The organism is Escherichia sp. E4385 (assembly GCF_963883145.1).
Taxonomy (GTDB): domain Bacteria; phylum Pseudomonadota; class Gammaproteobacteria; order Enterobacterales; family Enterobacteriaceae; genus Escherichia.
The window spans coordinates 1-20,689 of sequence record NZ_CAWOOJ010000002.1; the positions used below are offsets into that span (position 1 = coordinate 1).

The window sequence follows — 20,689 nt, forward strand, 5'->3', positions numbered from 1 at the left end:
GGAGGCGCATTATAGGGAGTCGGCTCAGGAAGACAAGCGGAAAAATGCATTTTTATTTCAACCGCTCATCTTTTAGTCATTACGCCGATTTTTGCTGCTTTTTTATCGCTTGCGGCAGGTCTGCCAGGCTATTTAACACCCAATCCGCCGCATTTTCGGCTTCAGGGGTAATAGGTTTACCCGTACGCACCAGCACTTTTGTTCCCACGTTCGCCGCAGCCGCTGCCTGCATATCTTCTAATTTATCGCCCACCATATAAGAAGCGGCCATATCAATATGCAAATAATCGCGTGCCGACAAAAGCATCCCCGGATGTGGTTTGCGGCAGTCGCAGACCTGGCGAAACTCTTCAACACTACCCTGCGGATGATGCGGGCAATAATAGATGCCATCCAGATCAACATCGCGGTCCGCCAGCGACCAGTCCATCCACTCGGTCAGCGTTTCAAACTGTGCTTCAGTAAATTTACCGCGAGCAATGCCAGACTGGTTAGTTACTACCACCAGCGCGAAGCCCATTTTTTTTAGCTCGCGCATGGCGTCAATAACACCGTCGATAAACTCAAAGTTGTCGATCTCATGGACATAGCCGTGATCGACATTAATGGTGCCATCACGGTCAAGAAAAATTGCGGGTACGCTCTTCGCCACCTTTTATAGCTCCTTAATAAGGCATGTGACGCTAGTATCGCATGTTTCGACCAGCAAGAAAGTGCTCTTCGCATAAACCTGATTGATTTAGACGTCTGGATGCCTTAACATCCATTTCATTGACGGCGTTGCCCGTTCCAGGCATTCGAAATGCCACGACTAACTTAATGACGATAATAAATAATCAATGATAAAACTTTCGAATATCACCAAAGTGTTCCACCAGGGCACCCGCACCATCCAGGCGTTGAACAACGTCAGCCTGCATGTGCCAGCTGGACAAATTTATGGCGTTATCGGTGCCTCAGGCGCGGGTAAGAGTACGCTTATACGTTGTGTAAACCTGCTGGAGCGCCCAACCGAGGGTAGCGTGCTGGTCGATGGCCAGGAGCTGACCACGCTGTCAGAATCTGAGTTGACTAAAGCTCGCCGCCAGATTGGTATGATTTTCCAGCATTTTAACCTGCTCTCTTCGCGTACTGTTTTTGGCAACGTGGCTCTGCCGCTGGAGCTGGACAATACGCCGAAAGACGAGATCAAACGTCGCGTGACGGAATTGCTGTCATTGGTTGGACTTGGTGATAAGCATGATAGCTATCCGTCGAACCTTTCCGGTGGGCAGAAACAGCGTGTGGCGATTGCCCGTGCATTAGCCAGCAATCCCAAAGTATTGCTGTGTGATGAAGCCACCAGCGCGCTGGACCCGGCAACGACACGTTCTATTCTCGAACTGCTGAAAGATATCAACCGCCGTCTGGGTTTGACGATTCTGTTGATCACCCACGAAATGGACGTTGTGAAGCGCATTTGTGATTGCGTGGCGGTCATCAGCAATGGCGAACTGATCGAGCAGGACAAGGTAAGTGAAGTGTTCTCGCATCCGAAAACGCCGCTGGCGCAAAAATTTATTCAGTCGACTCTGCATCTGGATATCCCGGAAGATTACCAGGAACGTCTGCAAGCGGAGCCGTTCACTGACTGCGTGCCTATGCTGCGTCTGGAGTTTACCGGTCAGTCGGTCGATGCCCCACTGCTCTCCGAAACCGCGCGTCGTTTCAACGTTAATAACAACATTATTAGCGCGCAGATGGATTACGCCGGTGGCGTTAAGTTCGGCATCATGCTGACTGAAATGCACGGCACACAACAAGATACGCAAGCCGCCATTGCCTGGCTGCAGGAACACCATGTAAAAGTAGAGGTACTGGGTTATGTCTGAGCCGATGATGTGGCTGCTGGTTCGTGGCGTATGGGAAACGCTGGCAATGACCTTCGTATCCGGTTTTTTTGGGTTTGTGATTGGTCTGCCGGTTGGCGTTCTGCTTTATGTCACGCGTCCGGGGCAAATTATTGCTAACGCGAAGCTGTATCGTACCGTTTCTGCGATTGTGAACATTTTCCGTTCCATCCCGTTCATTATCTTGCTGGTATGGATGATTCCATTTACCCGCGTTATTGTCGGTACATCGATTGGTTTGCAGGCAGCGATTGTTCCGTTAACCGTTGGTGCAGCACCGTTTATTGCCCGTATGGTCGAGAACGCCCTGCTGGAGATCCCAACCGGGTTAATTGAAGCTTCCCGCGCAATGGGTGCCACGCCAATGCAGATCGTCCGTAAAGTGCTGTTACCGGAAGCGTTGCCAGGTCTGGTAAATGCGGCAACTATTACCCTGATTACCCTAGTCGGTTATTCCGCGATGGGTGGTGCAGTCGGTGCCGGTGGGTTGGGTCAGATTGGCTATCAATATGGTTACATCGGCTATAACGCGACTGTCATGAACACGGTACTGGTATTGCTGGTCATTCTGGTTTATTTAATTCAGTTCGCAGGCGACCGCATCGTCCGGGCTGTCACTCGCAAGTAACGTTCAACACAACATAAATAATTGAAGAAGGAATAAGGTATGGCGTTCAAATTCAAAACCTTTGCGGCAGTGGGAGCCCTGATTGGATCACTGGCACTGGTAGGCTGCGGCCAGGATGAAAAAGATCCAAACCACATTAAAGTCGGCGTGATTGTTGGTGCCGAACAGCAGGTTGCAGAAGTCGCGCAGAAAGTTGCGAAAGACAAATATGGCCTGGACGTTGAGCTGGTAACCTTCAACGACTATGTTCTGCCAAACGAAGCATTGAGCAAAGGCGATATCGACGCCAACGCCTTCCAGCATAAACCGTACCTTGATCAGCAACTGAAAGATCGTGGCTACAAACTGGTCGCAGTAGGCAACACTTTTGTTTATCCAATTGCTGGCTACTCCAAGAAGATCAAATCACTGGATGAATTGCAGGATGGTTCGCAGGTTGCCGTGCCAAACGACCCAACTAACCTTGGCCGTTCTCTGCTGCTGCTGCAAAAAGTGGGCTTGATCAAACTGAAAGATGGCGTTGGCCTGCTGCCGACCGTTCTTGATGTTGTTGAGAACCCAAAAAATCTGAAAATTGTTGAGCTGGAAGCACCGCAGCTGCCTCGCTCTCTGGACGACGCGCAAATCGCTCTGGCAGTTATCAATACCACCTATGCCAGCCAGATTGGCCTGACTCCAGCGAAAGACGGTATCTTTGTCGAAGATAAAGACTCCCCGTACGTAAACCTGATCGTGACGCGTGAAGATAACAAAGACGCAGAGAACGTGAAGAAATTCGTCCAGGCCTATCAGTCTGACGAAGTTTACGAAGCAGCAAACAAAGTGTTTAACGGCGGCGCTGTTAAAGGCTGGTAATTTTTAGGCTGTTTCCACAATTTGTAATATCATTCAGGACGGGCGCTTGCCCGTCTTGTCATTTTTACAAGCTCCTGATTCAATATTGACGTTTTGATCATACATTGAGGAAATACTATGCGTGCTTTACCGATCTGTTTAGTAGCACTCATGCTAAGCGGCTGTTCCATGTTAAGCAGATCCCCTGTCGAACCCGTTCAAAGCACTGCACCCCAGCCGAAAGCGGAGCCTGCAAAACCGAAAGCGCCGCGCGCCACGCCGGTCCGAATTTATACCAATGCAGAAGAATTAGTCGGCAAACCGTTCCGCGATCTCGGTGAAGTCAGTGGCGACTCATGCCAGGCCTCTAATCAGGACTCTCCGCCGAGCATTCCAACCGCGCGTAAGCGGATGCAAATCAATGCCTCTAAAATGAAAGCCAATGCGGTATTACTGCATAGCTGCGAAGTCACCAGCGGTACGCCAGGCTGCTATCGTCAGGCTGTATGTATCGGTTCTGCGCTTAACATTACGGCGAAATGAGCAGTTTCCAGTTCGAGCAAATAGGCGTTATTCGCTCGCCCTATAAAGAAAAATTCGCCGTTCCGCGCCAGCCTGGTCTGGTAAAAAGCGCCAACGGTGAACTGCATCTCATTGCTCCCTACAACCAGGCCGACGCCGTTCGCGGCCTGGAAGCGTTCAGCCATTTATGGATTCTTTTCGTCTTTCATCAAACGATGGAAGGCGGCTGGCGTCCGACTGTGCGTCCACCGCGCCTCGGCGGTAACACCAGAATGGGGGTTTTCGCTACGCGCTCCACTTTCCGCCCTAACCCGATTGGTATGTCGCTGGTAGAGCTGAAAGAGGTTGTTTGCCATAAAGACAGCGTGATTCTGAAGCTCGGCAGTCTGGATCTCGTCGATGGTACGCCGGTGGTGGATATCAAACCGTATCTCCCCTTTGCCGAATCGCTTCCCGATGCCAGCGCCAGCTATGCGCAAAATGCGCCAGCGGCAGAAATGGCGGTGAGATTTACCGCAGAGGTCGAAAAGCAGCTTTTGACACTGGAGAAGCGTTATCCGCAGTTAACGCTGTTTATCCGCGAAGTACTGGCGCAGGACCCGCGCCCGGCCTATCGTAAAGGTGAGGAAACGGGTAAAACCTATGCCGTCTGGCTACATGATTTTAACGTTCGCTGGCGCGTCACCGACGCAGGTTTTGAAGTCTTTGCGCTGGAACCGCGTTAAATTCACGCCCTTCTCTTTTGACATTTCTTTTGCACTGGTAAACTAAATCACTTTTTTTGTCCCAGGCTCGCCTTGAGCCTGTTCTACCTTCCAACTGGAACCGTAACAACATGCGTACTAGCCAATACCTGCTCTCCACTCTCAAGGAGACACCTGCCGACGCCGAGGTGATCAGCCATCAGCTGATGCTGCGCGCCGGGATGATCCGCAAGCTGGCCTCCGGGTTATATACCTGGCTGCCGACCGGCGTGCGCGTTCTGAAAAAAGTCGAAAACATCGTGCGTGAAGAGATGAACAACGCCGGTGCGATCGAGGTGTCGATGCCGGTGGTTCAGCCAGCCGATTTGTGGCAAGAGAGTGGTCGTTGGGAACAGTACGGTCCGGAACTGCTGCGTTTTGTTGACCGTGGCGAGCGTCCGTTCGTACTCGGCCCAACTCATGAAGAAGTTATCACTGACCTGATTCGTAACGAGCTTAGCTCTTACAAACAGCTGCCGCTGAACTTCTATCAGATCCAGACCAAGTTCCGCGACGAAGTGCGTCCGCGTTTCGGCGTCATGCGTTCCCGCGAATTCCTGATGAAAGATGCTTACTCTTTCCATACTTCTCAGGAATCCCTGCAGGAAACCTACGATGCAATGTATGCGGCCTACAGCAAAATCTTCAGCCGCATGGGGCTGGATTTCCGCGCCGTACAGGCCGACACCGGTTCTATCGGCGGCAGCGCCTCTCACGAATTCCAGGTGCTGGCGCAGAGCGGTGAAGACGATGTGGTCTTCTCCGACACCTCTGACTATGCAGCGAACATTGAACTGGCAGAAGCTATCGCGCCGAAAGAACCGCGCGCTGCTGCTACCCAAGAGATGACGCTGGTTGATACGCCGAACGCGAAAACCATCGCGGAACTGGTTGAACAGTTCAATCTGCCGATTGAGAAAACGGTTAAGACTCTGCTGGTTAAAGCGGTTGAAGGCAGTAGCTTCCCGCTGGTTGCGCTGCTGGTGCGCGGTGATCACGAGCTGAACGAAGTTAAAGCAGAAAAACTGCCGCAGGTTGCCAGCCCGCTGACTTTCGCGACCGAAGAAGAAATTCGTGCCGTGGTTAAAGCCGGTCCGGGTTCACTGGGTCCGGTAAACATGCCGATTCCGGTGGTGATTGACCGTACCGTTGCGGCGATGAGTGATTTCGCTGCTGGTGCTAACATCGATGGTAAACACTACTTCGGTATCAACTGGGATCGCGATGTCGCTACCCCAGAAATTGCGGATATCCGTAACGTGGTGGCTGGCGATCCAAGCCCGGATGGTCAGGGTACGCTGCTGATCAAACGTGGTATCGAAGTCGGTCACATCTTCCAGCTGGGTACCAAGTACTCCGAAGCACTGAAAGCCTCCGTACAGGGTGAAGATGGCCGTAACCAAATCCTGACAATGGGTTGCTACGGTATCGGGGTAACGCGTGTGGTAGCTGCGGCGATTGAGCAGAACTACGACGAACGCGGCATCGTATGGCCTGACGCTATCGCGCCGTTCCAGGTGGCGATTCTGCCGATGAACATGCACAAATCCTTCCGCGTACAAGAGCTTGCTGAGAAACTGTACAGCGAACTGCGTGCACAAGGTATCGAAGTGCTGCTGGATGACCGCAAAGAGCGTCCAGGCGTGATGTTTGCTGATATGGAACTGATCGGTATTCCGCACACTATTGTGCTGGGCGACCGTAACCTCGACAACGACGATATCGAATATAAATATCGTCGTAACGGCGAGAAACAGTTAATTAAGACTGGTGACATCGTCGATTATCTGGTGAAACAGATTAAAGGCTGATGCCAGAAAGGGTCCTGAATTTCAGGACCCTTTTTTACATGGATTGTATAAAATGGATAAACCAAAGGCGCACTACCGCCTGCTTCTCCCCTGCTTTATTTTGCTTTCAGCCTGTACCGTTGATATCAGCCAGCCGGGTTCATCAGCCACAGCGGTGGATGCCGAGGCAAAAACATGGGCAGTTAAATTCCAGCATCAAAGCTCTTTTACCGAACAAGCAATAATTGAAATAACCGAGCCTGACCTCAAACCCGGCGATTTACTGTTCTCCTCAAGCCTTGGGGTAACCTCATTTGGTATCCGCGTCTTCAGCACTTCCTCTGTGAGTCACGTTGCAATCTATCTGGGTGATAATAACGTTGCAGAAGCGACAGGCGCTGGCGTCCAGATTGTTTCCCTTAAAAAAGCGATGAAGCACAGTGATAAGCTTTTCGTTTTACGAGTCCCGGACCTTACCCCGCAACAAGCCACAGAAATCACCGCGTTCGCCAACAAAACCAAAGATAGCGGGTATAACTATCGCGGCATTGTCGAGTTCATTCCATTTATGGTGACCCGCCAGATGTGCTCACTAAATCCTTTTTCCGAGGATTTTCGCCAACAGTGCGTCAGCGGCCTGGCGAAAGCGCAGTTAAGCAGTGTGGGCGAAGGAGACAAAAAGTCGTGGTTTTGTTCGGAATTTGTCACTGATGCATTTGCCAAATCCGGGCATCCGCTTACGCTGGCGCAGTCAGGTTGGATTAGCCCTGCCGATCTGATGCATATGCGTACTGGTGATGTCTCTGCGTTTAAGCCAGAAACGCAGTTACAGTATGTTGGGCACCTGAAGCCTGGGATTTATATCAAGGCGGGTCGCTTTGTTGGGCTGACCAAGTGATAAAAGCCGGAGAATGCTCCGGCGTTCAATTACTGCCCCAAACTGCCGCAATCCTTGTTCGGGTAAAATTTACCTGCCGTATCGGGTGCTAATACTTTGGTCGGCGCACCGGTATCCGGATTAACCTCCAGCGTAAAGTGACCTTCAACTGACAATAACACCGGTTTTTCACTGTTACCACGAGCCGCCAGATAGCCACGCTCCAGCTCTGCGTTATTCGCCACCATAAAACGTTTTCCGGTCGCGCAATCAGTAAAAGTTGCTGCGTCTGCCATATAGAAATACATGCCACGCAGGGTCATCGGCGTCATTGGCATGCTCGATTTTGCCGGTTCCAGCGTGTAGTTGAACTGCGATTCAATCGGATTGCCTTCGCGATCGAGCATCTCCAGCGCATCCCCTTTCGCCCGATAATATGACTTTTCGCCTTTACTGTCGGTTAATACCAGCTTGTCGGCAGTTCGCGCCCATGTACCGTAAGAGGCAAAGGATGAAGGCTCTTCACGAGCGCCAAGATAGCGTTCGTTCATCACCCAGGTTCCATCTTTTTCGAGGAACAGAGAGGTTTCGATCCCTTCGCAATCGGCACACGGCAGCACGCCGCGCCAACTTTGCGGCATCGGTTTCAGTTCGGCAGCCTGCGCCGAAGAAAGCGTATCGACTTCGGCCCGATTGTTACATCCCATCAGAGTAAAGAGGCTGATTACAGCCATCGCTGTCACTATCGCTTTTCTCACCATCCATTCCTTCTTTTTACTCCCGACCGCTGCGCACTTTGCCGCGCATCGCCTTCACGCTTGATTTTTGTGCCTTCGATGCCAGCCTGCGCTCTTTTGATGCGCGGGTGGGCCGCGTGGGTCGTCGGGCTTTTTGTTCTGTTGTTAATTCTTTAATCACTGCCACCAACCGGGCCAGCGCCGCTTCGCGGTTGAGCTCCTGACTACGGTATTCCTGCGCCTTAATGACAATCACGCCATCGCTGCTGATTAAATGATGGCTGGCGGCGAGCAGGCGCTCTTTGTAATACTCTGGCAGGCTGGACGCCCGAATGTCAAAACGCAGATGAATGGCCGTTGAGGTCTTATTGACATGCTGCCCACCCGCGCCCTGTGCACGAATAGCAGTGATCTCAAGCTCGTCATCGGGGATAGCAACATGTCGGGAAATCACAATCATGAAGGTTGTTGCCAGGCGGTTAAGTTCACTTCCAGATTATTCTTATCATCCGATAACCAGATCACGCCATCCTGAATCGTTGCCTGCAGCGTCATGGTACGATCGGCAAAGGCACTCACTTTCGCCAGCTGCTCGTCGTCCAGATACCAGACGGAAAGATTGGCAAACTGCGCACATTTGCTCTGATTTTGCTGCCACCAGATTTGCGCCGCCCGACTATTATAGGCAAACAGCGCCACTTCTGCGGCCTGGGTGCAGGCTTTCTTAATCCGTCGCTCATCCGGCAGCCCCAGTTCAATCCACAAATCAATGCCCAGGTGATCGTTACGCAGCCACGCTTCCGGCTCATCATCGGCACACAAACCTCGGGTAAATTGCAGACGTTCATCAGCATATTTCAGCCACGCCAGCAGGCGCAGCATCATGCGCTCCTGGGTTTCTGAAGGATGGCGCGCCAGCGTCAGAGAGGCATCGAGAAACTGGTTGCGGTCGAGATCGGCCACATTAACCGTCGCTTTATAAATTGTCGCTTTAAGCGCCATAAGAAAACTCCTTTCGAATCAGGAGGCCATTGTAACGGAATACGTGCAGTTGCGGCGCTGATATTGCAGAAATGAGTGTGGTATAGTCACCTTGCGAAACAGAGTTTATCTTCGTAGGCTTAGACTTGCATCCACGGTTAAGTCAGAGTGCTGACAGGAGGGCATGTGGAAAAATATTGTGAGTTAATACGCAAGCGGTACGCGGAAATCGCCAGCGGAGACTTAGGATACGTTCCGGACGCGCTGGGCTGCGTTTTGAAAGTGCTGAATGAAATGGCTGCCGACGACGCCCTTTCTGAGGCTGTCAGGGAAAAAGCAGCATACGCTGCGGCAAACTTACTGGTGAGCGATTATGTCAATGAATGATACGTATCAACCAATCAATTGTGATGATTACGATAATCTTGAGCTCGCCTGCCAGCATCATTTAATGCTGACACTTGAGCTGAAAGATGGCGAAAAATTGCAGGCGAAGGCCAGCGATTTAGTCTCCCGCAAAAATGTGGAGTATCTGGTCGTCGAGGCCGCTGGCGAAACCCGCGAGCTACGTCTGGATAAAATTACCAGCTTTAGCCACCCGGAAATCGGTACGGTGGTAGTGAGCGAGTCCTGATTGACTTTCGCCGGATGCGACGTTTGAAGCGTCTTATCCGGCTTTCACTTAACTAAGCGTTTTCTGCCAGACAAAACTTACGCCCTTCTCACCTTCAGCCACACCTTCTTGCGTCACAAATACCCCTGCCGCCGCAATCAGCGTTTCGCCATAAAACAGCAGCGGCGTGGTGTCACGCAGCCACGGCGGTACGCCCAATTCCTGCCAGATTTTCTTTAGCTTACGCCCGCCGTTGCGCCCGACAATATGTAGCAATCCTGGCGCTTTAAAACGCACGCTGACCGCTTCGTCTGCACGTGGAGGGCGAATTTCCCCGCCCGCAGTAAGCTGCACGCAGCCTAGCCCCGCCGGTAATTCCAGCGGTTGTAGCCACGTCTGCCACGGCACAATGGTTTCGCTTTGCCCGGCGATGGATTTAATCCACCACAATTGCGACTGATAGCGGCGGATTTCAAACGCGCCAAAACGTAAACAGGGGGAAGCATCTTCCCGCGCCAGCGCCACTTCCTGCCAGATCCGCCCCAGCGCGTCGCGGGAAGGCATTGGGGCATTCAGCCCTGCCAGCCAGCGGCGGATAATCGCGGCGCGACGGGCATCACTCATCGCCAGCATTGGCGCAATCTGCAGCGTCCTTTGCGGCGTTTGGCAGTGCGCTAAATCATCCGCCAGCAGTTCATCCAGCAGGCTCTCTTGTTCGGCGCAAAGTGCGGCACTTCGGGCCGTCGCTTCGGCAAAATGTGGCCAACGCTGCTGCAATAACGGCACCACGCGCAGGCGCAGGAAGTTACGATCGTAGGAATCGTCCTGATTACTTTCGTCTTCAATCCAGCGTAAACCATGCGCCAATGCCCACTGCGCCAGTTCTCCCCGCGTACGGGCGAGCAACGGACGGATAAGCCGCGTTCCGGCAAACTCCGAGACTTCCCCCATAGCCGAAAGCCCGGCGGGGCCGCTTCCGCGTTTTAGCGCCAGCAGAAAGGTTTCACATTGATCGTCAAGATGTTGCGCTGTGACCAGCACTTCGCCAGGTAACAAGGTGCGGGCAAATGCCTGATAACGCGCCTGCCGCGCCTGGGCCTCAATGCCTAACCCCTCTTGCGCAAGCTGCACACGCTCAACCACCAGCGGCACCTGCCACTGCTGGCAGATATTTTCACAATGTTTCACCCAGGCATCAGCATTGGCACTTAACCCATGATGCACATGGATAGCGCGCAAAGCGACGCCCGGATTTTCCGCCCGCCACTGCACCAGTTGATGCAGCAGAACGGTAGAGTCAAGCCCGCCGCTAAAGGCCGCCAGAATCTGGCGTGAGGTGAGAAGTTGTGTATTCAGTGTGAGTGTCATGATAGCGCGATTTTACAGTAGCGATGCCCGGCACGTTACCGGGCAAATGCAGTAATGACAAGCCTTACTGCTCATACAGTTCCAGCGGCAGTCCGTCAGGGTCGTTAAAGAACGTGAAGCGTTTTTGCGTGTATGGATCGACACGTATCGCTTCACATTTCACGTTATTGCTTTCCAGGTGCGCCACTGCCGTATCGATATCATCAACGCTAAAAGCCAGATGGCGCAGGCCGCATGCTTCCGGTCGACTGGGTCGTTGCGGCGGAAACGGAAATGAGAAAAGCTCAATCACGTACTGCCCGTTAAGTGCCAAATCCCCTTTCCACGAATCTCGCGCTTCACGATAGACTTCGCTTTGCAACGTGAAGCCGAGAATGTCGCAGTAAAAAGCTTTGCTCACCGCATAATCCGTCGCAATAATCGCAATATGGTGAACCTGTTTTAACCCCAACATAGAATCTCCTGCATTGATATGATACGCACGTGCATCGCTATATATTGATAATACGCACAAATTACAGGAAAGATGAATCAGACATTTACACTGACTTTAAAACAACATCTCAAACGCCTGTAATAGCGGTTGAGATGCGGTTTGGTGAAGCGCTTTGCGGGAGATTACTCTGCGCTATTCTTGCTAACACTCTCGGCAATGCGGCGCAAATATTCGTTATTCTTAAACGCTATCATAATTAATTCGAAAGTCATACGACAGCTTATAAGACCAATGACGGTATAAGCTAACCCTAAGATAATGTTTCCGCTAAATATGGAGAAGACACCGCCTATCAGTGTCAGCACCATAGCCAGCCAGTAAAAAAACACCAGAACACGCGGCATAAGAAGATGATCAAATCCTAAAATTGCTTTCATATTTTATCCTTAAAAATTCTATGAGATTGATAAATTTATATTATTTTTGACCACTGTGTATATTGGTATATGCCTCCGAAATCGGAGTTATCAACATGAGTTCAAGAATTTTATAGCAGGGGAAAACGAAAGTAAGATTATCTAAATGTATTTATAATATGACTAAATAAACTACATAGAAAAAAAGGCCACCGAAGTGACCCTTTTCAGAATATTTGCTGATTACGCGTAGCCGTAGCTCATCAGGCGCTGATAACGACGATTTTTTAAATCTTCAGTGCTTAACACGTCGAGATCGGCCAGATCCGCCAGCAGTTGCGCTTTCAAAGACGCCGCCATCGCTTCCGGGTTGCGGTGAGCGCCACCCAGCGGTTCCGGGATGATGGAGTCGATCAGTTTCAGTTCTTTCAGGCGCGGAGCGATGATACCCATCGCTTCAGCCGCCAGCGGCGCTTTGTCGGCGCTCTTCCACAGAATGGACGCACAACCTTCCGGCGAGATAACGGAATAGGTGCTGTATTGCAGCATATTCACTTTATCGCCCACGCCAATCGCCAGCGCGCCGCCAGAACCACCTTCACCGATAACGGTACAAATAGTCGGTACACTAAGGCGAGACATTTCACGCAGGTTGCGCGCGATGGCTTCAGACTGACCGCGTTCTTCTGCGCCCACGCCCGGATAAGCTCCAGGAGTGTCGATAAAGGTGATGATTGGCATCTTAAAGCGTTCAGCCATTTGCATCAGACGCAGAGCTTTGCGGTAACCTTCTGGTGCTGGCATACCAAAGTTACGGCGAATTTTTTCTTTGGTTTCACGACCTTTCTGATGACCAATGATCATCACCGGACGACCGTCAAGACGTGCGATACCACCGACGATAGCTTTGTCATCTGCATACGCACGATCACCAGCCAGTTCGTCAAATTCATCAAATGCCAGGCGAACGTAATCCAGGGTATAAGGGCGCTGTGGATGGCGTGCCAGTTGGGCAATCTGCCATGCGCCGAGATCGGCGAAGATTTTACGTGTCAGTTCTACGCTTTTTTCACGCAGACGATGCACTTCTTCATCGATGTTAATATCCAGTTTCTCGTCCTGACGGCTAACCGCAGTCAGAGAATCGATTTTCGCTTCCAGCTCTGCAATCGGCTGTTCAAAATCAAGGAAATTCAGACTCATAGTATTCCTGTATTAGTCAAACTCCAGTTCCACCTGCTCCGAACCAATGAGGCCACGGAGATCGTTTAACAAACGATCGCTCGGAGAGACACGCCACGTCGCGCCAAAACGCAACCGCGCGCGTGCATCCGCCCTCTGATAGTAGAGATGTACTGGAATTGTCCCAGAGCGGTGGGGTTCCAGAGACTGACGGAGTCGGTTTAAAAGCTGGTCATCAATTTGCCTGTCCGTCAGCGAGATAGCAAGCCCGCGAGCATATTTTTCCCGGGCTTCGTCAATATCCATCACTTCGCGAGCGGTCATTTTAAGCCCACCGCTGAAGTCATCAAAGCTGACCTGTCCGCTGACGATAAGTATGCGGTCTTTTTCCAGCAATTGCTGGTATTTATCCAGGGCGTCTGTAAACAACATCACTTCCAGGCGCCCGGAACGGTCATCCAGCGTGCAGATACCGATACGATTGCCGCGCTTGGTGACCATAACCCGCGCGGCAACAACGAGCCCCGCAGCCGTGGTGACTTTACCACGTTCTGTCGGGTGCATGTCTTTCAGCCTTACGCCTCCGACATAACGCTCAATCTCTTTTAAATACTGATTGATGGGGTGGCCCGTCAGGTACAGCCCCAACGTTTCACGTTCCCCATCTAACACCACCTGCTCCGGCCAAGGCTGGCAGCTGGCGTAGGATTGTTCAATTTGTTCCGGCTCTTCGGCCAGCACGCCGAACATATCGGCCTGACCGATGGCTTCCGCTTTCGCGTGTTGATCTGCCGCTTTTAACGCATCGCCCAGCGAGTTCATCAGCGCCGCGCGGTGTGGACCCAGACGGTCAAACGCCCCGGACATGATCAGTTTTTCCAGCACTCGCCGGTTTAACTTTTTGGTGTCGGTACGAGCGCAGAGATCAAACAGTTCGCGGAAATAGCCGCCTTTATTTCGGGCTTCGATGATGGCCTCAATCGGACCTTCACCTACCCCTTTGATCGCGCCAATACCATACACGATTTCGCCGTCGTCGTTGACGTGGAAATGGTAAAGACCGGAGTTTATATCTGGTGGCAGGATTTTCAGCCCCATCCGCCAGCACTCATCCACCAGGCCCACCACCTTCTCGGTATTATCCATATCGGCGGTCATTACCGCCGCCATAAACTCCGCCGGATAGTGCGCTTTCAGCCATAACGTTTGATATGACACCAAAGCATAGGCCGCGGAGTGCGATTTGTTAAATCCGTAACCGGCGAATTTCTCCACCAGATCGAAGATTTTCATCGCCAGTTCGGCGTTGATCCCGTTCTTTTCTGCACCTTCAGCAAATACAGAACGCTGCTTAGCCATCTCTTCCGGCTTTTTCTTACCCATCGCACGACGCAGCATATCCGCGCCACCGAGGGTATAACCAGAAAGCACCTGCGCAATCTGCATGACCTGTTCCTGATACAGGATGATGCCGTAGGTTGGCTCCAGTACCGGTTTCAGGCTTTCATGCTGCCACTGTACGTCCGGATAGGAGATCTCTTCGCGACCATGTTTACGGTCGATAAAGTTATCCACCATCCCTGACTGCAACGGACCAGGGCGGAACAGTGCCACCAGTGCGATCATATCTTCGAAGCAGTCAGGTTGCAGACGCTTGATCAGGTCCTTCATGCCGCGCGATTCAAGCTGGAATACCGCCGTGGTTTCCGAGCGTTGCAGCATGTCGAAGCTTTTCTTGTCATCCAGCGGGATCGCGGCGATATCCAGCGGCGGCTCGCCATTCTTCGCTCGCCGCTTGTTGATCATCTCCAGCGCCCAGTTGATGATGGTGAGCGTACGCAGGCCGAGGAAGTCGAACTTCACCAGCCCGGCGTATTCAACGTCGCTTTTATCAAACTGGGTGACCGGATGTTTGCCCTCTTCATCGCAATAAAGTGGCGCAAAATCAGTAATTTTGGTCGGCGCGATAACCACCCCACCGGCGTGCTTACCGGCGTTACGGGTGACCCCTTCCAGTTTGCGCGCCATGTCGATCAGCGCCTTAACTTCTTCATCTGCTTCGTAGATTTCCGGCAGCTGCGGCTCGGCTTCAAACGCTTTCGCCAGCGTCATCCCCGGATCGGGCGGGATCAGTTTCGAGATACGGTCGACAAAGCCGTACGGATGCCCCAGCACGCGGCCTACGTCGCGGATCACCGCTTTCGCCGCCATCGTACCGAAGGTGATAATCTGCGATACCGCATCACGACCGTACATGTCCGCTACGTGTTCGATCACCTGGTCGCGTTTCTCCATACAGAAGTCAACGTCGAAGTCAGGCATGGAGACACGTTCCGGGTTAAGGAAACGTTCGAACAGCAGGTCAAATTCCAGCGGATCGAGGTCGGTGATTTTCAGCGCGTAGGCCACCAGTGACCCTGCACCGGAACCACGGCCCGGCCCTACCGGTACGCCGTTATCTTTCGACCACTGGATAAATTCCATAACGATGAGGAAGTAGCCCGGGAAGCCCATCTGGTTGATAACCTGAAGTTCAGTCTCCAGACGCTCGTCATATTCCGGGCGGCGCTTAACACGTTCTTCTTCGTCAGGGAATAAAAATGCCAGACGCTCTTCCAGGCCTTCTTTTGCACGCTTGACCAGATAATCTTCGGTGCTCATGTCTCCGGTCGGGAACTGCGGCAGGAAGTATTCACCAAGACGCACAGTCACGTTACAACGTTTGGCGATCTCAACGGTGTTGGCAAGGGCTTCGGGGATGTCGGCAAACAGCTCGCACATTTCCTCTTCGCTACGCATATATTGCTGCGGCGAATAATTACGTGGGCGTTTGGGATCGTCGAGGGTAAAGCCGTCATGGATCGCGACGCGGATTTCGTGTGCGTCGAAGTCGCTGCTGTCGATAAAGCGCACATCGTTGGTCGCCACGACGGGCAAACCGCGCGCTTCCGCCAGTTCCACCGCCGCGTGCAGATAGCTTTCTTCGTCCGGCCTTCCGGTGCGGATCAGCTCGAGAAAATAGCGATCCGGGAAGTGTTCTTCATAAAACGCGACACACTCATCTACCAGCGCACTGTTACCACGCAAAAGACTGCGTCCGACGTCGCCCATGCGCCCGCCAGAGAGCAAAATCAGCCCTTCGTTTAATTCGATAAGCCAGTCGCGATCGATGATCGGTCCGGCGGCACCGTAACCGCGCTGATACGCTTTTGAGATCAGCAACGTCAGATTCTGATAGCCAGTATTGTTCGCCGCCAGCACCGTCAGGTGGGTTAACTCATCACCCAGCAGGTCGCAATGGACATTAAAATCTGCCCCGACGATGGGCTTAATCCCTGCGCCATGTCCCGCTCCGTAGAACTTCACCAGACCGCAAAGGTTGGTGAAATCGGTGATCGCCAGCGCAGGCATACCCAACGCCGCCGCCTTTTTTACCAGCGGCGCGGTTTTTGCCAGGCCATCGATCATCGAGTAGTCGCTGTGCACCCGCAGGTGTACGAAACGTGGTTCAGACATCTTCAGATTCCGGTTTACTTAATCTCGACACAAGAATCAGGACGCAAGTCCCAGTGCGCGTTTGACAGGCCCAAAGCTGCGACGATGATGTTCAGTCGCGCCATATTCAGCCAGTTTTTCCAGATGAAAAGCGGTTGGATACCCTTTGTGTTGGGCAAAACCATATTGCGGGAAAACAATATCCAGCGCCGCCATTTCGGCGTCGCGCGTCACTTTCGCCAGGATAGACGCAGCACTGATTTCCGGTACGCGGCTATCGCCTTTCACCACTGCCATCGACGGCATCGGTAATTTCGGGCAGCGGTTACCATCAACCAACACATATTCCGGCGCAATATGCAGCCCAGCTACGGCACGCTGCATCGCCAGCATGGTCGCGTGTAAAATATTCAGTTCGTCGATTTCATGAGGTTCCGCACGGCCCAGGCTCCAGCTTAACGCTTTCTCTTTGATCTCTTCACAGAGCGCAAGACGACGTTTTTCACTTAGCTTTTTGGAATCATTCAACCCGACAATCGGGCGCGCCGGATCGAGGATCACGGCAGCGGTAACGACCGCGCCAACCAACGGCCCGCGCCCAACTTCATCCACACCGGCAACCAGATTCGTGTGCGGATAGACAAATTCGATCATTGTGCTAACTCCAGAACGGCTTGTGCCGCCTGCTCATCGGCATTGCAGCGGATCTGCTGATGCAACTCGCGGAAGGTGTCGTGCATCGCGTGGCTGGTTTTCCCGTTCGCCAACAGCGGTAACAGCGACTCAGCCAGTTTTTGCGGCTCACACTCTTCCTGCAATAATTCTTTAACTAACTCTCTGCCCGCCAGCAGGTTTGGCAGCGAGACATAATCGGTTTTCACCAGCCGCTTCGCCAACCAGAAGGTGAAAGGCTTCATGCGATACCCCACCACCATCGGGCATTTCGCCAGCATGCACTCCAGTGCAGCCGTACCCGATGCCAATAGCGCCGCATCGCTGGCGACCATCGCCTCACGGCCCATTCCATCCAGCATATGAACCGACAGGTCTGGCGCGACTTCAGCTTTGATGCGTTCAAACTGCTCACGGCGTTTGGCATTTACCAGCGGCACCACGATCTCCAGATCAGGGTACGTCTGGCGCAAAAGCTGGGCAGTTTTCAGGAAATCGGCGCTAAGCATCTCAACTTCCGCGCCACGACTTCCCGGCAACAATGCCAGACAGTGGGCATCGTGAGGGATCCCCAGCACATCACGCGCGGCGTTTTTATCTGGATCTAACGGCATGGCATCAGCCATGGTGTGACCGATAAAACGGCACGGCACGTTATATTTGTCATAAAACGCTTTTTCGAAAGGCAGAAATGCGAGCACCAGATCGGTGGCTCTGCCTATTTTGAAAACGCGTTTCTGTCGCCACGCCCAGACGGACGGACTGACATAATGAATGGTTTTGATACCCTGCTTTTTAAGGTTACCTTCAAGGGTAATATTGAAGTCAGGCGCATCAATACCGACAAAAACATCTGGCTTCAGTTCGCCAAAACGCTTTGTCAGATCGGCACGAATATGCAGTAAGCGACGCAGACGCCCGAGCACTTCAACAATGCCCATCACCGCCAGCTCTTCCATTTCGTACCAGGCTTCGCAACCTTCGGCTTGCATTCGTGGCCCGGCAACACCAACAAAGCGGGCATTGGGCACACGTTCTTTCAGAGCACGGATTAAACCGGCCCCCAGGATATCGCCGGAGGTTTCTCCGGCGACCAGGGCAATCGTTAATGGACGCTGTTCAGTCATTAACGAATCAGACCGCGCGTTGAGCGTGCAAAGAAATCGGTAAACGCTTTCACTTCCGGATATGTTTCCGCCAGTTCAGCAATTTCCGGTTTCACTTCATCGAGCGTTTTACCGCTGCGATAAATCAGCTTATACGCATTGCGGATAGCGGTAATCGCCTCACGGCTGAATCCGCGGCGCTTCAGCCCTTCGATATTGACACCGAACGGTGTTGCATGGTTACCCTGCGCAATGACATAAGGAGGGACGTCCTGCGCCACACCAGAGCAACCGCCTACCATCACGTGCGCACCAATGATGCAGAACTGATGGACTGCGGTCATGCCGCCGATGATCGCGAAGTCGTCTACCGATACGTGACCCGCCAGCGTTGCGTTGTTGGCGAGAATGCAGCGGTTACCTACCGTACAATCGTGCGCAATGTGCGCGTTGATCATCAGTAAGTTGTCGCTGCCCACCTTCGTCAATCCACCGCCCTGGACCGTGCCACGATGAATGGTGACGCTTTCGCGAATGCGGTTACGATCGCCGATTTCCACGCGGGTCGGTTCGCCAGCATATTTCAGATCCTGGTTAACTTCACCGATGGAGGCGAACTGATAAATCTCATTGTCGCGGCCAATTTTAGTATGACCATTCACGACAACGTGAGATTTCAGTACGGTACCCTCACCAATTTCGACATGGGGTCCAACGATACAAAAAGGACCAATGTGGGCGTTAGCGCCAATCGACGCGCCCTCTTCCACAATGGCGGTTGGATGCACAAAGGCGGATTTATCAATCACGTATCAGGCCTCCCGGCTACGAGCACACATCATCGTTGCTTCGCAAACTACTTTACCGTCGACCAGAGCAACCCCTTTAAAACGGGTCAGGCCGCGGCGCGTTTTTTCGAAAGTGACTTCCATGATCATTTGATCGCCTGGCACGACCGGGCGCTTGAAGCGCGCTTCGTCAATACCGGCGAAGTAGTACAGCTCACCCGGTTCCAGTTTTCCTACGCTTTTAAACGCCAGAATACCTGTTGCCTGTGCCATAGCTTCCAGAATCAGCACACCCGGGAAAATCGGTTTTCCAGGGAAATGGCCCTGGAAGAATGGCTCATTGACAGAGACATTTTTTACTGCGCGCAGAAAACGACCTTCTTCAAAATCCAGCACGCGATCCACCAGTAAGAACGGGAAACGGTGCGGCAGAAGTTCTAAAATCTCTTCAATCTGCAGAGTATGAGTGTTAGTAGTCAAGATACTCTTCCTGTCAAAATATAAGAAACGACAATAATAACACGGCCTGCCGCAATCGTAAGAATGAGACAGGCCGTAAAGTTTGGCGAACAAAAGATGGAACGTTAGTCTTGTTGATTAACCTTGCGCTCAAGCGACTTCAGACGCTTGCTCATGTCATCAATGTTCATCACCAGTGCAGCGGTTTTGCGCCAGACTTTGTTGGGTTGCAGCGGAATGCCAGAGGAATAGACGCCTGGTTCAGTGATGGGACGCATCACCATACCCATGCCCGTAACCGTCACTTTATCGCATATTTCCATATGCCCGTTGATTACGCTGGCACCGCCGATCATGCAGTAACGACCAATTTTCAGGCTGCCCGCCATAATGACGCCACCGGCAACCGCCGTATTGTCGCCAATCACGACGTTATGTGCAATCTGGCACTGGTTATCAATGATCACGCCATTGCCAATAACGGTGTCGTCCAGCGCACCGCGATCGATGGTGGTACATGCGCCGATCTCTACGCGATCGCCAATAATTACGCGACCAATCTGCGGGATCTTCACCCAGTTACCACGATCGTTGGCATAGCCAAAGCCGTCTGCGCCTACCACAGTTCCGGATTGGATCAGGCAATTCTGACCAATCTGGATCTCATGGTAAATCGTCACGTTCGCCCAAAGACGCGAACCTGCACCGATTTTGCTGTTTTTACCAACGAAGCAACCGGCGCCGATAACCACGTTATCGCCCAGTTCAACGCCGGACTCAATCACCGCGTTAGCGCCAATTGATACGTTGTTACCCAGCTTCGCCGTCGCGTCGATCACTGCACTCGGTGCAATGTTTTGCGCGGGCTGTGGCGTGGTATCTAAAATTTGCGCCATGCGCGCGTAAGTCAGGTAGGGATTCTTCACTACCAGCGCGGCACTTTTCGCGAAAGGGAGATCGTCCTGAGTCATGACAACCGCGGACGCCTGGCACAAGCCTAAATGTTCACGGTATTTAGGGTTAACCATGAACGTGATGTGACCTGTTTGTGCAGATTGCATGGACGCAACGCCGGTGATGACGATATCGCCATCACCGTGTAGTTCTGCATCCAACTGCTGCGCTAAATCAGCCAGTCGAATTGAAGGCATTA

The 20,689-nt window shown here is 52.5% G+C and carries 23 protein-coding genes; 9 read left to right on the top strand and 14 right to left on the bottom strand.

Annotation, left to right across the window (positions count from 1 at the left end; translation table 11 throughout):
• Nucleotides 1-79 precede the first annotated feature (79 nt).
• Nucleotides 80-652 (bottom strand): D-glycero-beta-D-manno-heptose 1,7-bisphosphate 7-phosphatase, encoded by a 573-nt coding sequence (gene gmhB / locus AACS80_RS02515; protein WP_097751265.1) that lies wholly within the window; start codon nucleotides 650-652, stop codon nucleotides 80-82.
• Nucleotides 653-839: 187 nt separating this feature from the next.
• Between gmhB and metN the strand changes: the two genes are divergently transcribed.
• The 7 genes from metN (at nucleotide 840) to AACS80_RS02550 (ending at nucleotide 7,304) form a co-directional block, all read left to right on the top strand.
• On the top strand, nucleotides 840-1,871 hold the full coding sequence (metN, locus tag AACS80_RS02520) for a methionine ABC transporter ATP-binding protein MetN (protein ID WP_000593990.1): 1,032 nt from the start codon (nucleotides 840-842) through the stop codon (nucleotides 1,869-1,871).
• A complete protein-coding gene (locus AACS80_RS02525; protein WP_001294600.1) occupies nucleotides 1,864-2,517 on the top strand; it encodes a methionine ABC transporter permease MetI in 654 nt (217 codons plus the stop codon). Before metN ends, AACS80_RS02525 begins: the two co-directional genes overlap by 8 nt.
• 39 nt (nucleotides 2,518-2,556) lie before the next feature.
• A complete protein-coding gene (gene metQ / locus AACS80_RS02530) occupies nucleotides 2,557-3,372 on the top strand; it encodes a methionine ABC transporter substrate-binding lipoprotein MetQ (protein WP_000874224.1) in 816 nt (271 codons plus the stop codon).
• 117 nt (nucleotides 3,373-3,489) lie between these two features.
• Nucleotides 3,490-3,894, top strand: a complete 405-nt coding sequence (gene rcsF, locus AACS80_RS02535; RefSeq protein ID WP_001202329.1) for an Rcs stress response system protein RcsF — start codon at nucleotides 3,490-3,492, stop codon at nucleotides 3,892-3,894.
• Complete coding sequence (gene tsaA, locus AACS80_RS02540; RefSeq protein WP_135409491.1) at nucleotides 3,891-4,598, top strand: tRNA (N6-threonylcarbamoyladenosine(37)-N6)-methyltransferase TrmO; 708 nt, start codon at nucleotides 3,891-3,893, stop codon at nucleotides 4,596-4,598. Before rcsF ends, tsaA begins: the two co-directional genes overlap by 4 nt.
• A gap of 110 nt (nucleotides 4,599-4,708) precedes the next feature.
• On the top strand, nucleotides 4,709-6,427 hold the full coding sequence (gene proS / locus AACS80_RS02545) for a proline--tRNA ligase (protein ID WP_001260707.1): 1,719 nt from the start codon (nucleotides 4,709-4,711) through the stop codon (nucleotides 6,425-6,427).
• A gap of 52 nt (nucleotides 6,428-6,479) precedes the next feature.
• Nucleotides 6,480-7,304 carry a YaeF family permuted papain-like enzyme gene (locus AACS80_RS02550; RefSeq protein WP_135409490.1) on the top strand — a complete coding sequence of 275 codons (825 nt, stop codon included), beginning with the start codon at nucleotides 6,480-6,482 and terminating at the stop codon, nucleotides 7,302-7,304.
• Between the two features lie 29 nt (nucleotides 7,305-7,333).
• Here the strand turns inward: AACS80_RS02550 and nlpE are convergent, their stop codons facing one another.
• The 3 genes from nlpE to AACS80_RS02565 are packed head-to-tail and all read right to left on the bottom strand — an operon-like array spanning nucleotide 7,334 to nucleotide 9,022.
• Complete coding sequence (gene nlpE, locus AACS80_RS02555; RefSeq protein ID WP_135409489.1) at nucleotides 7,334-8,044, bottom strand: envelope stress response activation lipoprotein NlpE; 711 nt, start codon at nucleotides 8,042-8,044, stop codon at nucleotides 7,334-7,336.
• 13 nt (nucleotides 8,045-8,057) lie between these two features.
• On the bottom strand, nucleotides 8,058-8,480 hold the full coding sequence (gene arfB, locus AACS80_RS02560) for an alternative ribosome rescue aminoacyl-tRNA hydrolase ArfB (RefSeq protein ID WP_130205042.1): 423 nt from the start codon (nucleotides 8,478-8,480) through the stop codon (nucleotides 8,058-8,060).
• Nucleotides 8,477-9,022 carry a YaeQ family protein gene (locus AACS80_RS02565; RefSeq protein ID WP_001185282.1) on the bottom strand — a complete coding sequence of 182 codons (546 nt, stop codon included), beginning with the start codon at nucleotides 9,020-9,022 and terminating at the stop codon, nucleotides 8,477-8,479. Before AACS80_RS02565 ends, arfB begins: the two co-directional genes overlap by 4 nt.
• A 165-nt stretch (nucleotides 9,023-9,187) precedes the next feature.
• Here AACS80_RS02565 and AACS80_RS02570 point away from each other — a divergent pair, with 165 nt between their 5' ends.
• The gene (locus tag AACS80_RS02570; protein ID WP_000417058.1) at nucleotides 9,188-9,388 is read left to right on the top strand and encodes a YaeP family protein; all 201 of its coding nucleotides are present in this window, start codon (nucleotides 9,188-9,190) and stop codon (nucleotides 9,386-9,388) included.
• On the top strand, nucleotides 9,375-9,635 hold the full coding sequence (gene rof / locus AACS80_RS02575; protein ID WP_000062312.1) for a Rho-binding antiterminator: 261 nt from the start codon (nucleotides 9,375-9,377) through the stop codon (nucleotides 9,633-9,635). Before AACS80_RS02570 ends, rof begins: the two co-directional genes overlap by 14 nt.
• A 48-nt stretch (nucleotides 9,636-9,683) precedes the next feature.
• Here the strand turns inward: rof and tilS are convergent, their stop codons facing one another.
• From tilS to lpxD, 10 genes are all read right to left on the bottom strand, one after another.
• A complete protein-coding gene (tilS, locus tag AACS80_RS02580; protein WP_135409488.1) occupies nucleotides 9,684-10,982 on the bottom strand; it encodes a tRNA lysidine(34) synthetase TilS in 1,299 nt (432 codons plus the stop codon).
• 64 nt (nucleotides 10,983-11,046) lie between these two features.
• Entirely contained in the window at nucleotides 11,047-11,436 is a 390-nt protein-coding gene (locus AACS80_RS02585; RefSeq protein WP_130205038.1) for a VOC family protein, read from the bottom strand.
• 164 nt (nucleotides 11,437-11,600) lie between these two features.
• The gene (locus tag AACS80_RS02590; protein WP_130205036.1) at nucleotides 11,601-11,855 is read right to left on the bottom strand and encodes a DUF4282 domain-containing protein; all 255 of its coding nucleotides are present in this window, start codon (nucleotides 11,853-11,855) and stop codon (nucleotides 11,601-11,603) included.
• A 222-nt stretch (nucleotides 11,856-12,077) separates the two neighbouring features.
• A complete protein-coding gene (accA, locus tag AACS80_RS02595; RefSeq protein WP_000055746.1) occupies nucleotides 12,078-13,037 on the bottom strand; it encodes an acetyl-CoA carboxylase carboxyl transferase subunit alpha in 960 nt (319 codons plus the stop codon).
• Between the two features lie 12 nt (nucleotides 13,038-13,049).
• The gene (gene dnaE, locus AACS80_RS02600) at nucleotides 13,050-16,532 is read right to left on the bottom strand and encodes a DNA polymerase III subunit alpha (protein ID WP_135409487.1); all 3,483 of its coding nucleotides are present in this window, start codon (nucleotides 16,530-16,532) and stop codon (nucleotides 13,050-13,052) included.
• A 36-nt stretch (nucleotides 16,533-16,568) separates the two neighbouring features.
• Nucleotides 16,569-17,165 carry a ribonuclease HII gene (gene rnhB, locus AACS80_RS02605; protein ID WP_130221596.1) on the bottom strand — a complete coding sequence of 199 codons (597 nt, stop codon included), beginning with the start codon at nucleotides 17,163-17,165 and terminating at the stop codon, nucleotides 16,569-16,571.
• Nucleotides 17,162-18,310, bottom strand: coding sequence for a lipid-A-disaccharide synthase (lpxB, locus tag AACS80_RS02610; protein ID WP_130221597.1), 1,149 nt, complete (start codon nucleotides 18,308-18,310; stop codon nucleotides 17,162-17,164). Before lpxB ends, rnhB begins: the two co-directional genes overlap by 4 nt.
• Nucleotides 18,310-19,098 carry an acyl-ACP--UDP-N-acetylglucosamine O-acyltransferase gene (gene lpxA / locus AACS80_RS02615; protein WP_000565966.1) on the bottom strand — a complete coding sequence of 263 codons (789 nt, stop codon included), beginning with the start codon at nucleotides 19,096-19,098 and terminating at the stop codon, nucleotides 18,310-18,312. Before lpxA ends, lpxB begins: the two co-directional genes overlap by 1 nt.
• Nucleotides 19,099-19,101: 3 nt before the next feature.
• Complete coding sequence (gene fabZ, locus AACS80_RS02620) at nucleotides 19,102-19,557, bottom strand: 3-hydroxyacyl-ACP dehydratase FabZ (RefSeq protein WP_000210739.1); 456 nt, start codon at nucleotides 19,555-19,557, stop codon at nucleotides 19,102-19,104.
• Between the two features lie 104 nt (nucleotides 19,558-19,661).
• Nucleotides 19,662-20,687, bottom strand: a complete 1,026-nt coding sequence (gene lpxD / locus AACS80_RS02625) for a UDP-3-O-(3-hydroxymyristoyl)glucosamine N-acyltransferase (protein ID WP_064524990.1) — start codon at nucleotides 20,685-20,687, stop codon at nucleotides 19,662-19,664.
• Between the last annotated feature and the right edge of the window lie 2 nt (nucleotides 20,688-20,689).